The 16,875-nt window shown below is 49.7% G+C and carries 16 protein-coding genes; 6 read left to right on the top strand and 10 right to left on the bottom strand.

The window, feature by feature from the left end; all coding sequences use genetic code 11:
* Positions 1-22: 22 nt before the first annotated feature.
* The 3 genes from FGI41_RS21535 to FGI41_RS21525 all read right to left on the bottom strand — a co-directional run bounded on the left by FGI41_RS21535 (position 23) and on the right by FGI41_RS21525 (position 3,671).
* Positions 23-505 (bottom strand): AraC family transcriptional regulator, encoded by a 483-nt coding sequence (locus FGI41_RS21535; RefSeq protein WP_139492363.1) that lies wholly within the window; start codon positions 503-505, stop codon positions 23-25.
* A gap of 36 nt (positions 506-541) precedes the next feature.
* Positions 542-2,410, bottom strand: a complete 1,869-nt coding sequence (locus tag FGI41_RS21530; RefSeq protein ID WP_176560388.1) for a PAS domain-containing sensor histidine kinase — start codon at positions 2,408-2,410, stop codon at positions 542-544.
* A 112-nt stretch (positions 2,411-2,522) separates the two neighbouring features.
* On the bottom strand, positions 2,523-3,671 hold the full coding sequence (locus FGI41_RS21525; RefSeq protein ID WP_139492361.1) for a glycosyl hydrolase family 18 protein: 1,149 nt from the start codon (positions 3,669-3,671) through the stop codon (positions 2,523-2,525).
* 176 nt (positions 3,672-3,847) lie between these two features.
* Here FGI41_RS21525 and FGI41_RS21520 point away from each other — a divergent pair, with 176 nt between their 5' ends.
* Positions 3,848-4,264, top strand: coding sequence for a YugN family protein (locus tag FGI41_RS21520; protein WP_255298583.1), 417 nt, complete (start codon positions 3,848-3,850; stop codon positions 4,262-4,264).
* Between the two features lie 171 nt (positions 4,265-4,435).
* Here the strand turns inward: FGI41_RS21520 and FGI41_RS21515 are convergent, their stop codons facing one another.
* Positions 4,436-4,801, bottom strand: coding sequence for a L,D-transpeptidase (locus FGI41_RS21515; RefSeq protein WP_139492360.1), 366 nt, complete (start codon positions 4,799-4,801; stop codon positions 4,436-4,438).
* Positions 4,802-4,974: 173 nt separating this feature from the next.
* Between FGI41_RS21515 and FGI41_RS21510 the strand changes: the two genes are divergently transcribed.
* Positions 4,975-5,778, top strand: a complete 804-nt coding sequence (locus FGI41_RS21510) for an NAD kinase (RefSeq protein WP_139492359.1) — start codon at positions 4,975-4,977, stop codon at positions 5,776-5,778.
* A gap of 200 nt (positions 5,779-5,978) precedes the next feature.
* Here the strand turns inward: FGI41_RS21510 and FGI41_RS21505 are convergent, their stop codons facing one another.
* The 3 genes from FGI41_RS21505 to FGI41_RS21495 form a co-directional block, all read right to left on the bottom strand.
* Entirely contained in the window at positions 5,979-7,526 is a 1,548-nt protein-coding gene (locus tag FGI41_RS21505; protein ID WP_176560387.1) for a sensor domain-containing diguanylate cyclase, read from the bottom strand.
* 203 nt (positions 7,527-7,729) lie between these two features.
* Positions 7,730-8,476, bottom strand: coding sequence for an N-acetylmuramoyl-L-alanine amidase family protein (locus FGI41_RS21500; RefSeq protein WP_176560386.1), 747 nt, complete (start codon positions 8,474-8,476; stop codon positions 7,730-7,732).
* A gap of 23 nt (positions 8,477-8,499) precedes the next feature.
* Positions 8,500-9,192: a L,D-transpeptidase family protein gene (locus tag FGI41_RS21495; RefSeq protein WP_139492356.1), complete on the bottom strand. Its 693-nt coding sequence runs from the start codon at positions 9,190-9,192 to the stop codon at positions 8,500-8,502.
* 143 nt (positions 9,193-9,335) lie between these two features.
* On the opposite strand from FGI41_RS21495, the gene FGI41_RS21490 reads away from it, so the two are divergent.
* The 3 genes from FGI41_RS21490 (at position 9,336) to FGI41_RS21480 (ending at position 13,367) form a co-directional block, all read left to right on the top strand.
* Positions 9,336-11,291 carry a methyl-accepting chemotaxis protein gene (locus FGI41_RS21490; RefSeq protein ID WP_176560385.1) on the top strand — a complete coding sequence of 652 codons (1,956 nt, stop codon included), beginning with the start codon at positions 9,336-9,338 and terminating at the stop codon, positions 11,289-11,291.
* 203 nt (positions 11,292-11,494) lie between these two features.
* Entirely contained in the window at positions 11,495-12,727 is a 1,233-nt protein-coding gene (locus FGI41_RS21485; protein WP_139492354.1) for an Ig-like domain-containing domain, read from the top strand.
* A 40-nt stretch (positions 12,728-12,767) separates the two neighbouring features.
* Positions 12,768-13,367 (top strand): hypothetical protein, encoded by a 600-nt coding sequence (locus tag FGI41_RS21480; RefSeq protein WP_139492353.1) that lies wholly within the window; start codon positions 12,768-12,770, stop codon positions 13,365-13,367.
* Positions 13,368-13,501: 134 nt separating this feature from the next.
* Here FGI41_RS21480 and FGI41_RS21475 read toward each other — a convergent pair whose 3' ends face one another.
* Together FGI41_RS21475 and FGI41_RS21470 are read right to left on the bottom strand one after the other, a co-directional pair.
* Positions 13,502-13,792, bottom strand: coding sequence for a DUF3817 domain-containing protein (locus tag FGI41_RS21475; RefSeq protein WP_139492352.1), 291 nt, complete (start codon positions 13,790-13,792; stop codon positions 13,502-13,504).
* A 267-nt stretch (positions 13,793-14,059) separates the two neighbouring features.
* A complete protein-coding gene (locus FGI41_RS21470) occupies positions 14,060-14,485 on the bottom strand; it encodes a VOC family protein (RefSeq protein WP_139492351.1) in 426 nt (141 codons plus the stop codon).
* Positions 14,486-14,701: 216 nt separating this feature from the next.
* On the opposite strand from FGI41_RS21470, the gene FGI41_RS21465 reads away from it, so the two are divergent.
* On the top strand, positions 14,702-15,940 hold the full coding sequence (locus FGI41_RS21465) for an MFS transporter (protein ID WP_139492350.1): 1,239 nt from the start codon (positions 14,702-14,704) through the stop codon (positions 15,938-15,940).
* Here FGI41_RS21465 and FGI41_RS21460 read toward each other — a convergent pair.
* Positions 15,909-16,793, bottom strand: a complete 885-nt coding sequence (locus FGI41_RS21460; protein WP_139492349.1) for an arylamine N-acetyltransferase — start codon at positions 16,791-16,793, stop codon at positions 15,909-15,911. The two genes, FGI41_RS21465 and FGI41_RS21460, sit on opposite strands and share 32 nt — an antisense overlap.
* Positions 16,794-16,875 lie beyond the last annotated feature (82 nt).

Genomic DNA, 16,875 nt, shown 5'->3' with positions numbered 1-16,875 from the left:
AGGGCTTTTTCTGTTCCGTGCGTTACACGTTAGGCTTGATCGGGATGTACAAATCCACCTTGCATTTGCCTTCCGGATCTTCTGCCGGATTGTTCATATTGAATTCCATGCATAACCGTTCATCTGCTTCATACCCGCTCGCAGGCAGCCATTCCCCAAACATAACCTGATAGGCATCTGCCAGCTTTTCTACCGTATCGTAGAAGGAGTACATGGCATACAGCCCGCCGGAAAGCGTCTGATACTGAATGTTGGGATATTCCTTTTGTTCGAAGCCATCTGGCAAGGTGATACAGGCATCATAGCGGAATGCATCTTCTGCGACCTGCTCCGGGTTATCAAGCGAGATCCCGATTGAAAACTGGGCAGGTGGAGTAAGACCATGTGCAGAAGCCCATTCCCCCAACGTATGCCATGCCTGATAGGTATGTAAATGGTGACCGACGTGTCTGACATACGCTACTTGATAGGCGGGGAGCTCTTTTACGATTACGTTCCTATTCATAAACCGATATCCTCCTTCATAAGAAAAGGGCGCGTCTTACGAGACACGCCCTGCAAGCATTTCTTCCCTGACATTTTCCATGCTGCTGTTTCGATTTCGATCATCGGATGGATTGGTTTCGGGAAGGCTGACCTCCTCGTACAGCGGCAGAATCACATCAACCATCGTGCCTTTGCCCTGCTCACTTTGAATCTGCATTTTTCCGTTGTGTTCTTCGATGATTTTGGTACTGACCATGATACCGAGGCCGGTCCCTTTTTCTTTGGTGGTGTAGAAGGGCTCACCCAGCTTTTTCAACAGCTCCGGGGAGATTCCGACACCCTGGTCGATGAAGCGCACCAAGACTTGATTGGGAGGGACGAGCTTGGTGATGATGCGGATGTCTCCGCCTCTGTCCATCGCTTCGATCGCGTTCTTCAGGATATTGATGAAGACCTGCTTGAGATGCTTTTCTTCGCAGAGGATGACAGGATTGACCTCTTCGAACTCGATGAGGATCTGGATGTTGTTCATGATCGCCTGCGTCTCCAACAGGGTGATGACATCTTGCAGGACTTGGTGCAGCTGATTGGGCAGGTAGTTGACCGCCTGCGGCTTGGCCAAGAGCAGCAGCTCACTGACGATAAAGTTAATCCGATCCAACTCATCTTGCATAATTTCGAAATATTGTTGATCTTCATTCGATTTCGATTGCAGCAGTTGGACGAAGCCTTTGAGCGCAGTGAGTGGGTTGCGGATCTCGTGGGCGATCCCGGCGGCGAGCTCACCGACGACAGAAAGCTTGTCGGATTTGCGCAGCAATTCTTCTGTCTTCTTGCGCTCGGTGACATCCTTGGCGATCGCATAGAGACCGACAATCTGATCGTTGGTGATGATTGGAACCGTGGTCAGCTGGATCTCCAGAGAGTTGCGCTGTTTGTGATGGAGGAACAGCTCGAATTCCTGACGCTCGCCATTGACGGATTTGTACATGTAGTTGAGCGCTTTTTCGAGATCTTCTGGGGCGACCAGCTTGGTGAAGGGACGGTTGATCAGTTCGTTGAGCGAATAGCCCAGTGTTTTTTCGACAGAAGGGTTGATGCTCAGGATGCGTCCGACGAGGTCAAAGGAGAAGACCATGTCAGAGTTGTGCTCGAACAAGGAACGGTAGCGCAGGTCGCTCACCTTGGCCGCCTGAATCGCCAGACCGCGGTCGAGGAAGGCGATAACCAGCACTAGAATCAGGATGATCGTCGTTGTAATACCAACTGCATATCCAGAAACGAAAAGCTCTTGATTATCGTTGATATGCTTCACCAACGTCGTTTTGGAAATTTTCATCGAGTAGAGTGTGGTGTAGTGCAGACCTGCTTGTCCAAGTCCGATCATCACCGCGCCGAGCAGCTTCTGGCTGGGACTGGACGTCTTGGGCGAGATGCGGAACTGATTGATCACCCAGATCGTGATGAACGAGGAAGCAAACGAGATGAACAGAGCCAGAAGAAACGGCAGCGTATTATAGGATAACACCGCCCGAAAATCTGCCGTCGAAATCCCGATCTGATGAATCCCGATCAGAGCTACGCCGACCATCAAGCTGGAGGTTAGCTGCTTGGAAGTAGTGATCTTCTGCCGTCCGGTAATCAGGACAATGACGATGCTGACGGACAGGATGATCGCGAGGGAGAGCAGATTCATCAGCCAATTGGTCAACTGATGACTCCCCATTGAAAGCGATGCCAAATAATCCATGCCAGAGATGCCGCTCGTCAACATCAAGGTACCGGTGATCAGGAGAAGCCGGCGTACGTCTCCGCTTGTCCGGCTCGCTTGCTCGACCGATAACAGCGTCAGATACGATGCCAAGACGATCAGAAAGATGGAAAGAGTGACATTGAGAAAGTTATACAGGCTGTTGATATCCATGTATCTCCTACCTTTTTTGACAAATGCCATAGAAAGGAAAATGATTAACTACCTTCCATTATAAAGAAAAAGAATCCTTTCCACCATAAAAGTAGAAAGGATTTTGTAAAATTTATTTGATGAGAACGTTCCAAAAGCTTTGATCCTCGAAGCCCATCCGCCAAACTCCATAGCCAGCCAGATGGTATTGCTCCACGAGATTACGCTTTAATTTGAGACTTTGCTCGTTTTCGTACCAGATCGTATGGGTCTGGTTGTTTTGACGGTAGGTGAGGGTTGGGGTCTGTGCTTTGGAGTCCCATCTCACCGTTGCTTTGGTTTCCTTGATCAGCGCCGGGATGTGCTTGTAGAGAACAGCGGTGTCTTCTGTCGGGTTCCAGTCGTAGCCATAGCCTGGGATCCCCAGCAGGATTTTGTGCGGAGGAATTTGGGAGACGGCGAAGATGACACAGTTTTTCACCCAAGGGTAGGAGGCAACCGGACCTGGATCTGACCAAGGGCCGTGCTCATCATAGGTCATAATCTGTACATAGTCGCTGTACCGTCCTATGGTGGCATAGTCAAACCCATGATTCCAGTAGAACCGTGGATTGTCGTGCTCCTTGCCGGGGACGGAGACGATCAGCAGCTTGTGCTGTACATGCAGGCGGGTGGCGAGTCGGGCCACCAGTGATGAGAAGGCATTGCGGTCTGTGGCAGGTACATTTTCGAAGTCGAGATTGACGCCTGCTGCGCGGTGGCTCTGGACGAGTGCCAGCAGCTCAGAGATGAAGCGCTCCTGTACCTGTGTATTGCTGACGATGGCATGGGCGACGTCTTTGTCAAACAGGTTGTCCCCACTGTGGTTGGTCACGACGAGATAGCTGGACTTGCCGGTCGAATGGGACAAGCTGATGCCGCGTTGGGACGGATCGCCGGTGACATGGCCGTTCTTGTCCGTATTGTAGGTGACGAAAGCGATGTCGGTCAGCATGTGGTTGTAGGTGATGAGTGAATCGTAGGACAGCCGGTCGGAGCGCTCTGAGCCGACGTAATAGCCCAGTACTTTTTTACCGTTGCGTTTTTGATCAAATGCTTGCCAATTGAAGTCTTCGAGCAAGGATCGGGAATCTTCTGTCTGCAAGATATATTGCAAATCTTCCTCCAGCGAAGTAGGAGCAGAAGAGTGGAAAGACACCGGCTCAGCCGATGTGGCAGCATGGGTCAGGCTTGTCCCGATCATCAGGACAAACACGAGCAGCATAAAAAGAGTTCGTTTCAATGGGCACACCTCTTAGTTGACATAACTCATAGGTTCTCTTTATTCAATTACCCGCTTGGCCGCAGGTGTGAAACTAGGGCAAAAGTACGGAAAAGCTTCTCTCCCTGCCCAAATGGATGACTATGATTCTGCCGTTTGTTGCACACTAACCAAGAGAATCTAATATGAGGGCAGGGATGTCTATGCATATCATGCGTTCCGCAATCGAAGGCAAACAGACCACATTCGGCGAGGCCAAGGAGCATCTCGGCCAGGAAGAGTTCACCCTCGCCAACTGGGATTATGACAAAGGTTATCTGGATCGCCAACTGGATGATAAAGCGATGGTATTCATCCGCATCCCGGTTGAAGTGCGGGATGGGGAGCTCGACGACAGCCAGGCGTTGATTGAGTTTGGGACGCCCTTCGTCTTGCGCCATGTGTACCGGACAGGAAATGAAGAGGATATCGGGTACTACAGCAGCCAATATGCCGCACCGCTGTTAAACCAGTTCCAAGAGCCGATTGATGAAGATGCAGCACTGGATCAGGCTTGGATTCAAAAAGCGCAGGAAGTGCTGTCCAGAGTGGAGAAGAGCCCGATCTTTACCTAAGCGGGTCTGGATGACTGCTGCTCCTCTCATGCCATGACGAGGGCTGAGGGCAGACGGCACCCCCCTCTAAAAAAGACAGGAGGTCACGCTGTTGATGCGTACCTGCCTGTCTTTTTCATTGGTGCTCACCGGGGGAGCGGGACATAGTGACTGGCAGTGTCTGTTCTCTGTTTAATTGGGACGGATTTTGACCTCTGTGCCGATGGAGACCAGAGAAGCCAGCTGCTCGACATCCCGGTTGTACATCCGAATGCAGCCGTGTGAGACATATTTGCCGATGGAGGCGGGATTGTTGGTGCCGTGTATGCCATAATGAGGTGCGCTCAGACCCATCCAGAACGTTCCATAGACGGTGAGCGGGCCACCTGGATAGCTGTCAGGCCAGGGGACCTTGTTGATGATCTTGAATTCGCCTCGCGGTGTCTGGGTCGCTGTCCTTCCGAGGCCGACGGGATAGTTACGGATCACCCGGTCACCTTCGAACAGAAACAGGCGGCGTCTTCGCAGCGAAACGAGAATCCAACGGCGAGGGGGCATGATCGTCACGTCCTTTCCAGAGTCAAATGGCATGCAGATTTGATTCTGTACAGCATACGTATCGGAACAAGCTGATGAAAACGCTATATTCGCCCATTCTGTAAGCCACAGGCGGTATCATCCTGTTATCTATGGTATGATGAGGAAAAGGAATGGAAAGGGTACGAAAAACCATGAAAATAGCCACGGTACTACGCGACGACGACAATACCCGCGAAGTGGACAGGCTGCTACGTGAAAAATTACGGGCTAGTTCCACGCGGCCTTTTACCTTGATTGAAAATAACGGAGAAGAACAGCCCGATCTGGTGCTTTCCATCGGGGGGGATGGGACGCTGTTGGAGGCGGTGCATCAGTATGGCTTTTCTCCCTCCTATGTAGGCATACATACAGGACACCTCGGTTTTTATGCGGATTGGCGGCCAGAGGAGCTGGATGATTTTGTACTGGCATTAGAAAATGTCGAGCCATTCATCGCGGAGTACCCGACGGTTGACTGCGAATTTCATAAGCGAGACGGAGAGGTTCTGTACAAATGGGCGTTAAACGAGATGGTTCTACGCAATAACAGCCTATCGACACTGGTAGTAGCGGTATACATCAATGGCGAAGAATTCGAGACCTTCCGCGGCGACGGACTGATCGTCTCCTCGCCATCAGGCAGTACCGCCTACAACAAAGCGGTCAACGGAGCGATTGTACATCCGTCGCTGGAGGGGATTCAGCTCTCGGAGATTGCCTCGATTAATAACCAGACGTACCGTACGATCAACAGCTCATTGGTTTTGCCGAAGCACCACCAGGTGGAGCTGATTATGATGAACCCGGAAGTGATGATTGGTCTCGACCGTGAACAAGCGGTCTGGACAGATATCCGCTCGATCGTCTGTGTAGTGGGACAGAATAAAGTCAAATTCGCCCGATACAAAAAGCTCCCATTCTGGGGACGGGTGAGGAAGTCATTCATCACAGGTTAGGCTTCAGCCTCTCCGGGTGTGAATGGGAAAGGAAAGATCAAAGATAGTTAAAAGACAAGAAGCAAAACCAAAAAGAAGCCGATCTCCCTTTTAAATGGGAAGAACCGGCTTCTTTTTGATTTACAAACGATGTGACATATTAGGATACTCTTACTGATCCGAGTTCTTAACCACAGACCATCCCACAGACGGCGCTTCCTTTACTTCGACAGTACCGTCCGATTTCGACCGCCCTCTTTTGCCTGATACAAAGCGGCATCAGCAAGCGAAAAGAGTTCTTCGGCAGTCGAAGCGGTATTCGGGTATTCGCTGATTCCCGAGGAGATTGTAATAGATCGACCAGTGGGATTTGGCATGATACTAAACCGTAGGCGTATGGTTTCAATGAGGGCAAAAGCTTCTTCCCCGCTGGTATTGGGGAGGAGCACGAGGAATTCTTCTCCACCATAGCGGCAGCATACATCTCCCTCACGTACATTCTCCTTCAGAACATTGGTGACGAATTGCAGTACCTCATCGCCCTTTTGATGGCCGTAGGTATCATTGACAGATTTGAACTCATCAATATCAATGATCGCCAGCGTGAATGGCTTGGCATGTGTGATCCATTTAAATATCAGCTTATCGGCCCCGCGCCTGTTCATCAGTCCGGTCAGTGAGTCGGTTAGCGATTGTTTCGCCCGTTCCTGAAGCACCCAAAGCATCATTTCAGAAGCCTTTTTCAGTTGTTTGGCTTCATAATACCAAGTACTGACCTGATCGGGGAGTTTGAGCATGTTTTGATTATCGGAACGAATCACCTTATCAGAAAAATCAGCAAGCACTTTCAGCGGCTGGGTGATTTTGTTCGAGATGACGATGGTTAGTACGATGACAAGGATCAGCACTGGAAAGGAATAGGCGATCAGGAAGAACAGGGTTCGGTAGAGAGGCTCCATCGTATCGGCCAACGGGGTTTGAGCTACAATTCCCCATTTGCTGATGGGGACATAGGAATAACCAGTCAGCATCTTGATTCCCCGTGAATTGGTTGTCTCAAGAGTACCTTCTTTCCCTAGCAGAAGTTGTTGCACCACGGTATTCTCCTTGACGACTTCGCCTACCCGCTGCTGATCAGGGTGAAAGATCAACCGCCCCTTGTCATCGACGACGAAAACGTACGAGCCATCTTTTGAAAAGTGAGTACCGAGTAGATTTTTGATGATATTATCGTATTCCAGATAGATTGTGCCGCCGATAAAGCCGAGATACGTTCCATTTTGATCCCAGAGTGGTTGTGAGACCAGAATAATGAATCGGCCGGTGGCTCCCATGTAAGGCTCAGATATGAGAAAACGTCTCTCCTTCAAGGCTTGCTTGGCCCCTATGGAAGAGAGGACAACTCCCCTGAGTCCGATTTGAGGAGAAGTGACAATGACCTGCCCGTTGGCGTCGGCCACAAAAGCGGAATTATAGTAATTGTTTGATTTTAATGAGAGATCTATCATTTGCTGGAGTTCATCTGTCTTGTAAAACCGTTTTGCGATTTCAGGGGCAAGTGTCTCCATGTTTTGCTGCATGGTGGAAAATGTATATTCAGTCGTTTTGGCAAGTTTTTTGGAGTAAGCGGAATTAACTTCAAGAGTATGCTCCAGCAGATGGCTAGTGGTCATCTGATAAAAACCGAAAATACCGCCGCATGAAAGAATCAGTACACATAGTAGATTGAGTCCGACGATCACCGATCTCAGCGATAATGCTTTACTCATAATGACCCCTTCCTGCCAGTGTATATTATTCATATTTATTTACCCTTCATTATAAAGTATAAACGTTCCTAATATATCCAACATACCTGTAAAACACTAAAAAATGAAGAGTAAATTAAAAAAAATAAGGTGACTAAAATATGCCAAAAAGACGCGCAGGCATCACTGGCGTCTTTTTGGGGCATGTGTTTGGAAAGAGAATGCTAATCACTGACAGCTACCCACTCCAGCAGACGATGCAGGAGAGTAGCCCAGAATGATGGTTCCTGCGGCTCTTGTCCAAGTCCGCCGACTAGCAGAAAATACTCATCGACCGCATCCCGAATGCTCTTAGCCAGCTTCACCTGATGCTCTGGCGTTATCAGCGCCTGTCGGTCACCAGGGTTGGTGAGATAACCCATCTCGACAATCACCGTCGGACAGACCGATTGGTTCAGCAGGTAGTAGGGGCGTCCTTTGACTGGCTCTCGGTGCTTGATCCCATACAGCCGGTTGAGCGAGTGTTGGATGATATCCGCCAGCATCAGGCTTTGATTGTTGCGCTGATACAGCACATTGGGACCGCGGGCAGATGAATTGGACGCTACGTTGGCATGCAGGCTGATCATCACCTTGGGAGCAAGCTCTATCGCCAGATGCTTGCGCTGGGCCAAATCCTTGATATGACGGGAATTCGTACGGAGCCAGCGGTTGTCTTCACTGAGAGCATGATCATCAGCACGGTTGAGGATGACCTGATACCCCGCTTTGTCCATTTCATCATAAAGCAGCTTGGCTACCGCCAGATTAATATGCTTTTCGTATACATTTGCCTCAACAGCACCGCCATCGACACCCCCGTGACCTACGTCAATGATGACATCAAAAGAGGGACGGGCCGGATGAGCGGACACAGGATGAATCGTGCTGAGCGTGAACAGGAGTACGAGGTTCCAGATACGTTTGTGCACATCAATCAGTCCTTTGGTGTGGATTAATCGATAATCCCAAGGTGCTGCAGGTCGACCGGGTGGATTTGACCGGATTGCTCCAGACCTTCTGCTTTTTGAAACCGGAAGATGGCTTTTTCGGTACGCTTATCAAAAATACCGTGACAGGCTCCCTGATAATAACCGGCAGCACGTAAACGGTTCTGCACGAGAACAACCAATGCACCTTTGGAGCCGGGGACGAGAATCCGATAGGTTAGATCTTCATGTCCCATGATGGGGCCGTCGATGGTGACAGGGGTGCCGACGGGGACGTGCTCATACAGCTGTTCAATATCCCTGTTTCGCATCCGAAAGCAGCCGTGGGAGACATACTTGCCGATCAGCTTGGGCCGATTTGTGCCATGAATCCCATAATTGCCCCACGTGACATTCAGACCCAGCCAGCGGGAACCGAAGCCACCGCCCCAATCCTTTGCTTTGTAGATGACCTTGAAGGAGCCGACTGGGGACGGTGTATCCTTTGTCCCAGGAGACAGACGGAAGGATTGTAAAATCTCTCCCTCCGTTGTCATCAAAAACACTCGATTATGCCAGAGATTAATATATAGTCTCACCTGTTTTGACGAGCTGGGCTTGATATCCGGAGATGGCGTCGGCGCAGCCCAAGACGGTGCCGCCAAGAGAAAAAGCCAAAGAAGTGAACAGCCCAGCAGCATATAACGTAGTTTCCTCATACATGTTCCCTCACTGTTGCCATTTTGGAAATAGAAGCCTACTTTTTTCAAAGTGTTTTTAAAAGTTTTATTTAGGTTGAAACAAGGGTAGTACATTAAAAGCGCTAGCTAAATTTGGGGTAAGGATGGAGTGCGTATTATTCATGCTAAGACACTTACAACTGTCCGTGAAGACAAAGCTGATCGTGGCCTGCACGATCTTGTTTCTGCTGCCGAGTTTATCGATTGCAGGGATTTCTTATTACATTTCAAAAGAACGCGTACAGGATGAAATTCTGCAGGGTGCCCGCCAAACCGTTGTTTTGGTCGATCAACTTGTCACCAGTTTAATTTCCCCTAAAATCAAAGAAATTAATGAACTGGTTGAAGAAGCAGCTGAGAATGATCTGGACCAAAGCAGACTGGAATCCATCAAGCGTTACCAGCAAAACCACAGTGAGGTCAGCAATGTCTATATTGTTTATCCAGACGGTCGACTCATACAGGCTGGTGATCATCCAAAACCTGACAGCTATGAAGGTACCAAGCAGAAGTGGTATGAACAAGCTGTAGAAAGACGGACGGTCGTCATGTCAGAGCCGTACAAGGATGAGCAGTCTGGCAACCAGCAGATCACGATTGCCAAAACCGATATGTCCAATCGATTTGTCATGGCGATTGATCTGAATCTGGATCATCTGTCCGAACCGATCAGCCGCCTTCAGGTAGGGCGTGAAGGTTATGTCATGTTGGTGGATAAAGAAAGGAACTTTCTGGTTCACCCGACCGAAACAGGCAAAAAGATGACGGGAGATGCCGCAGAGCAAGTCTATTCCGGCATCAGCGGGGAATTCTCCTACCAGCTGGAAGGCAAGGCAAAGATGCTGTTTTTTGCTACCAACTCTCTGACTAACTGGAAGATCATGGGTACCATGTATGAAGAAGAAGCGGACAAATCTGCCCAACCGATTTTGACCGCATCATGGATTGTGCTGGGTGTGCTGTTCTTGTATGCCATGGTGCAGAACTACTTCGTCATCCGCTCAATTGTCGTTCCATTGGGTAAGCTCAACGATACGACCAAGCTGGTTGCACAGGGTGATTTGACGAAGCGGGTAGAGAGCAAGTCCCGTGACGAAATCGGACAATTGGCCGGTAGCTTCAATCAGATGGCCGACTCCCTGCAAGCCGTTCTGATGAACATCAATGACAAATCAACACAGCTTGCCGCTTCCTCCGAGGAAATGATCGCAAGTGCCGAGCAGTCCAGCATGGCAAGTGAGCAGATCACCACGACGATTCAAGAAGTGGCAAGCGGCTCGGAGACACAGGTCCGCAGCATGCAACAGACAGCAGATACCATGGGTGATATGTCTGTCGGCGTACAGCAGATTGCCTCCAATGCACGAAGCGTGTCCTCTAATGCAATGGAAGCGCTTCAGAAAACAGAAGAAGGTAACCAGGCCATCCACACCGCGATCAGCCAGATGCAATCCGTCAACAAAACGGTTCGTGAACTGGAGCGGATCGTCAAAGGCTTAGGCGAGCGTTCCCAACAGATCGGTGCCATCGTCGGTGCCATCACCGATATCTCCAATCAGACCAACCTGCTGGCACTCAATGCAGCGATCGAAGCAGCACGTGCCGGAGAGCATGGCCGTGGTTTTGCGGTGGTTGCTGATGAAGTCCGCAAGCTGGCGGAACAATCCACCCAATCCGCAGCCAAAATCACGGAACTGATCACCACGATCCAACAAGAAACCAGCCAGGCTGTCCGCTCCATGGAAGCTGGAACGGAAGAGGTCGCAGAGGGGATCAAAGCGGTGCAGACCGCGGGTGATTCCTTTGGTCAGATTTCATTTGCGGTCAGCGATGTCACCACACAGATTCAAGAAGTCACCACGGCTGTCCAACAGCTGGCTGTCGGTGCTGAGGATGTCGTGGTTGTGATTCGTCAGATCGAAGCAGTGAGCGAGACGAATTCCTCTGTCCTGCAAAATATCTCTGCCTCCACCGAGGAGCAGCTGGCTACGATGGAAGAGATCACGGTGTCTGCCAGTGTACTCGCTCAGATGGCGGAGGACCTGCAGCAGCTGATCAGCCGTTTTCAGTTAAAATAAAGCCGTATCAAACCATATCAAAAGCCCAAAAGCCCGTTCGATTCGTTCGACGGGCTGATCTTATTTTGCCGGCATCTATGCTACACGAGCATTTCCCAAGACGGAAGTGCTCTTTTTTCTGTCTTGATTGTAACGATTTGGAATCTCGATCCGTCATACATGAATGGATAAAACACCCAAAATACATAGAAAGGGTGAGGGGGATGGAAGGTTTATTCAGACGTACATTTGCTTGGATCATGGCAACAGGGATTCTATCGGTCATTGTGGGGACTTGCTATGTTCCGCTGTTTTCATGGTACGTGCTGGGACAGGAGACAGAAGGGGAGATTACACTCTGGGGGATGCTCGCCATAGGCGGTGGAGGAGTGACACTCATAGGGGGATTACTGCTTCCAGTCTTGACAGGCATCTGGCGCAAAAGCCTGCTGATCATCGGTGTTCTCGGGATGATATTCATGGCATTAGCCCAAATCATGCCGATCATACTCAACATCACTTTTTATGGAAGAGCGATCGCTGAGACCATGATCACGAACCCGGCACACGGGGGCATCCTGATGATGCTGCCGCATATCATACTGCTCACATTATCAATTGTTGTAATTGGTCACATGCTTCGTATGCTCAGCAGCAAAGAATCATCCGACCGCCTGAACAAAAAACAAGCTGGGATCGCACTCACCGTGATTGCCAGTCTGGTACTGCTTCTGTATGGCTATGATAAATATCTCGATTATTCTTGGGTAACTTCTACGTATCCGGCCAATGGTGCCGTCCATGTACCGCTGCATGAGTCCATTACCGTTACTTTTGAAGAGGAGTCAGACAGCGGTGGGCTGATGGTACAGTATGCCGATGACCTGACGATCCCGATCCAAGGTGTGACCGGCTTTAACCAGAAGATGCTCACCTTCACTCCGGATCTGTTCCTCCCGGGGAAAACGGTAGAGGTGACAGCACTTGCGGGTCGTCGCTCCCATACGTTCACCTTTCAGACCGCGAGCGCGGCCAATCAAGACATTGATCTCTACCGTTCCGTGCTCAACCACTATTTCCGCCCACCGCAGAACGGCACATCGGTGGAAGTCGTCGCCCTCGATACGACCGCACTCACCGAACTAAAAGATCAAGAGAAGGAACATCTGGCCAAAGGCATGCTCGCCTATATTGGAGAAGTCGCTGTCAAGACCTCGGAGCAGGATTACCACTACATGGGACAGGTGGAGAGGGGGACGATGGAGACTTCATCAGCCAGAAGCGCACTTTATCTCACTTTGGAGCAAGCCAAGGCACAAGGCGAGGGCTACAGCATCGTCATCACAGCCAAGCGCAATGGCAAGGAAACCCATACGGAGTACGTCGCCATCGAGCAGAACGGACGTTGGGAGATCACCCCGACACAGGATGAGCCGCCGAACAGGCCTTGGGGTTAGATCAGATACCTGGATAAAGCAGAGGTAGGGCATTTGGACGATGAGTCCAGATGCCTTTCCTGTTAAAATAATAGAAAAAGGCTGTGATCTGGTGAGAAGAAATTTTAGCTATATCCTGATTATATCCGTGTTATTATTGATTTCCTGCAGTCCGGCAGATACTGAAGTGATTCAAGATAATCAGTCCAAGACAAGTACATTAGACTCCATCTTCAAGGAGCATTATTCTGAACATCTCTTTAAAGTTGGGAATATCACAAAAGAACTGACAGAAGCAGACAGCCAAGATGACCTGCTGTATATAAAAGGGATGGCAGATGGTTTTCTTCAAGGAAACCCTGCATCCTTGCCACATGATCTTGCGCGGGATCCAAATGAATTTAACAAGATCGTGGAAGAATCTTTGCAAGAGGAAATATTAAACCTATACGCAAATGAAAAAAAATATGTTGCTAAGATTAAAGAAATATTGGATACAAGTGATGTGACTGAAGTCCAAAAAATGAAAAATGTTTTTAGTGAAATCTACAATCTTGAAAGAAACTTAAATGTTAATGATTTCTCCCTACAAAAAGCAGACGGTAAATATAAGGAGAACATAAAAAAATTAAATGTTGCCCTAATAGAATTCAGCAAATGATACTGAATACGAGCCACCGACCTGTAGAGGAATAGACGAAAAAGAAAGTTCGGGGATTCGAGACCCCACGCCATAAAAAAGCGCAATGTCACAGCCTGTTCGGGGTTGTGGCACTGCGCTTTTTTTCTCATCCATTATTGCTCGCTGCGAAGCTGTCTGTCCAGAACGAACGTCCCAAAAGGAATCAAGGAGGCTACAACCGCACCGACTCCGCGAAACAGAGACCAGCGACGGTCGATCATCACATGAGCGACAGCCAACAGGAACAGCACGAAGAATATGCCGTGAAGAGCACCGACAATTTTAACAGCCTGCGGAAAATCAGCATAATACTTGAGTGGCATCGCAATTCCAAGCAGTACCAGATAAGAAATGCCTTCGATCATACCGACAAGGCGTAGACGCCCGACTGGGGTATTCAACATGGAAGTTCCTCCTTCAATTCATTGTCCATGATGATTATATCAATGGATAGGAAGAAATCAATCCGTCAGAACAGGTTCCAGGTGAAAGCTTTGTGATGATTGTCACAGATCATTGGTTTGTTTGTTCATGATCAGACAAATCCCCAGAAAAACATGTTGGCTGTCTGGATTATATGGCTGATCCCGATGGTAAAAATAAAAAGCTCTGATGCGATGATACGCGTCAGAGCTTTTCGGTGTCTCTCAGTATTTCATTGTAGGATCAATCTATTGTTGCTTCTCGGTATAGATTTGGAAGTTCACACCATACTTGTCCGTTACAATTCCGTATGCAGGGCTGAAGAAGGTTTCTTGCAACGGCATGTTCACCTGACCGCCTTGCTGCAGGGCTTCAAAGATTTTGGTTGCTTTTTCGCTGTCGTCAGTGGAGATGCAGATGGTTACTTGTGTTCCGCTCTGAACAGGCTGACCTGGGAAGGAATCAGAGAACATCAGGTCTGTTTCACCCACTTTGAGTGTAGCATGTGAAACTCGTTCCTTCGCTTCTGCCGGCAAAGGAAACTCAGGGTTTTCAGGCATTTCGCCAAAGGTTTGAACGTAGAGGACTTGGGCATCCAATGCGCTCTCGTAAAATTTGATTGCTTCCTTAGCATTTCCATCCATCACGAGATACGGGATCAATTTCAGTGTCATTAGTCGTTAGCTCCTTAGGGATATGATTTACACATAATTCCATTATATATCCGCTATTATCCTTTTTCAAATTTTCGATTTGGTTTAAGGAATGATATTTTTCATGGAAGGGTTGACGTGTCTCATTAGATTAGATAATAATCTAATTAGTCACTTATCTAATCTTGGTTCCAACGATATCCGACCCTATCTCCAAAAAGAAAAGAGGTTTTGCCCATGAACCTGCCGTTGACATCTCCCCGCACGAAGCTGTGGGATACAAGCTTTTCCTTTTTATTTGCTTCCCATCTGCTAAAAGGACTGGCAGATCAGTTCGCTTCCGTGGCCTTCGTATGGCTGTTGCTGGAGTCAGGTGGCGGCGCGGTCAGCACGTCGCTTTTGTATATGAGCAATCTTGTTCCAATCATGCTGTTTGGCGTGTTGTTCAGCCCGCTTTTGCAACGGGGAAAAATGGCGCATTGGATGTGTGCCTCAGATGTGGTGAGGGGCCTGCTTGTGCTGCTCGTTCCGCTCTGCCATTGGTTTGGGTATGCACCGGTCTGGTTGTTTTTTGTCTCGGCTTTTTGGCAGTCGACATGTGGTTCGGTTTATCAGCCAGCCTCTGTAGCGTTGTTGTCCAAGGTCGTAGTGCCTGCACAGATTCAAGCAGCCAATGCCGTGTTGCAGTCTTCCCAGCAGGTGATCCGCTTCGCCGGGCTGATGGGTGCGGGGGTGCTGATCATGATGCTTTCGGCTCGGACGACATTGGTGGTGACGGCAGGGGTGCTGCTGTTGTCGGCGGTGTTGGTATTGCGGGTGAGTTCCTGGGAAGAGCGAGCTCCCCGTCCTGACCGCAAACCATCTGCCGATAAAGCCTACCTCCGCGATATCTCCGACGGCTTCACTACGCTTAGACAACATCGGCTTCTGTATATCATGACTGTCTTTTTTGCCTTGGTGAATGTCGGCGTCGTCCCACTCTCCACCCTAATGGCTGTCTATGTGCATGAAGAGCTACAGGGGAGTGCGGTGATGCTGACGTTGTTGCAGGCGAGCCAGACGGCAGGCGCGTTCGTGGCAGGCATCTGGTTGACCAAGGTCACAATCAGGCGTCATGGTGCCTTGTTTTTGCTGGCTTGTCTGCTGGAGGGGATCGCGATGCTGGGAATCGGGAGTGGGGAGTGGCTGTGGCTGGTCGTGCTGGGGAGCTTTCTGTTCGGGATGGCGATGACAGCGGTCAACGTGCCAGAGATGGTCTTGATCCAGACCACCGTACCCGCGGCTGAACAGGCAAAAGTATACGCCATCGTCACGACGATCAGCACGATGCTTTTGCCTGTGGCGAGCCTGATGGTAGGCCCGCTCGCAGAATGGATAGGGGCAGGGATGACGATCATGATCGGGGGGATTTTTCTGATGGTGTCCGTACTGGTTGCGGTGATGTTCACCCCGTTGTCGCGGGCGAGGGGAGAGTAGGAGCAAAAATATCAACACCAAGCCAGGCTAACACATCAATCGCTTCGCGTACAGGCAGATCCGGCAGACCGAACTCATCTTGCATCACTGCTTCCATCTCTTTGATACTCGCTAATTTTCTTTTTTCTTCACGGCCATCTGCATAGGTGATCGTCAGCTGGTTGTTCACCAGAGACAGACAACGCCCGAGATTCGTCTGATACAACTGACAGCGTAGAATCTTCATAAAAGGACTGCCGGGCTGATTCATCATCTCGATGACTGGGGCAAAATCGGACATCTCCGCTTTTTGGTTCGGATCAAACACCCATTGCGGGCTGACCACCTCACCCCGGCGGTAGCGGACAAACAGATATTCACCTGCATGTTCAGCATCTGGCACGAGCTTCACCGCGTCGATGCCAAAGGCGGTATGATTCTCCTGCCCGCCGATGAATCTCACAGGCTCGAGGAAGGGAGCAGCCGCACCGCAATCCACATATACCTTTTCGCCGTCCCATTCGGGCAGCTCCACCAGAATCGCCATATGATCGGTACGGAGGAACACCAGCTGCGAGACGAAGCCCAGTTCGGTCAGCAGTGTGTGCAGATGCGAATTGGCGGTATAGCATGTTCCGCCGTATCCATAGCGGTGCATGTTTTCCGTGAAGACCTCGATGGGCGGGATCAGATAGCCGTTCTGTTCCTGATCCCGATAGTAGAGCAGCTTGCTGATATTCTCGAATGCGAGCTTGTTCAGATGAGCGGAGATCAGTTCGGTCAGATACGCCTGGGACGGCTTCTGCACCGACACACCCAGGCGGTTGAGATAACGGATTGCCCAAGCAGGCAGGGTTTTTACAGAGTGGGACATGTACACTTCATCTCCTTTGACAAAGGCAGGTTAGCCCATTTGGTCATTTTTACCTGTTGGTTTTTATGGTATACTACTCGGT

It is taken from the genome of Brevibacillus dissolubilis (assembly GCF_006170445.1).
Lineage (GTDB): Bacteria > Bacillota > Bacilli > Brevibacillales > Brevibacillaceae > Brevibacillus_B > Brevibacillus_B dissolubilis.
Note: the sequence above shows the minus strand (reverse complement) of the source record. Positions and strands in the feature narration are given on the sequence as shown.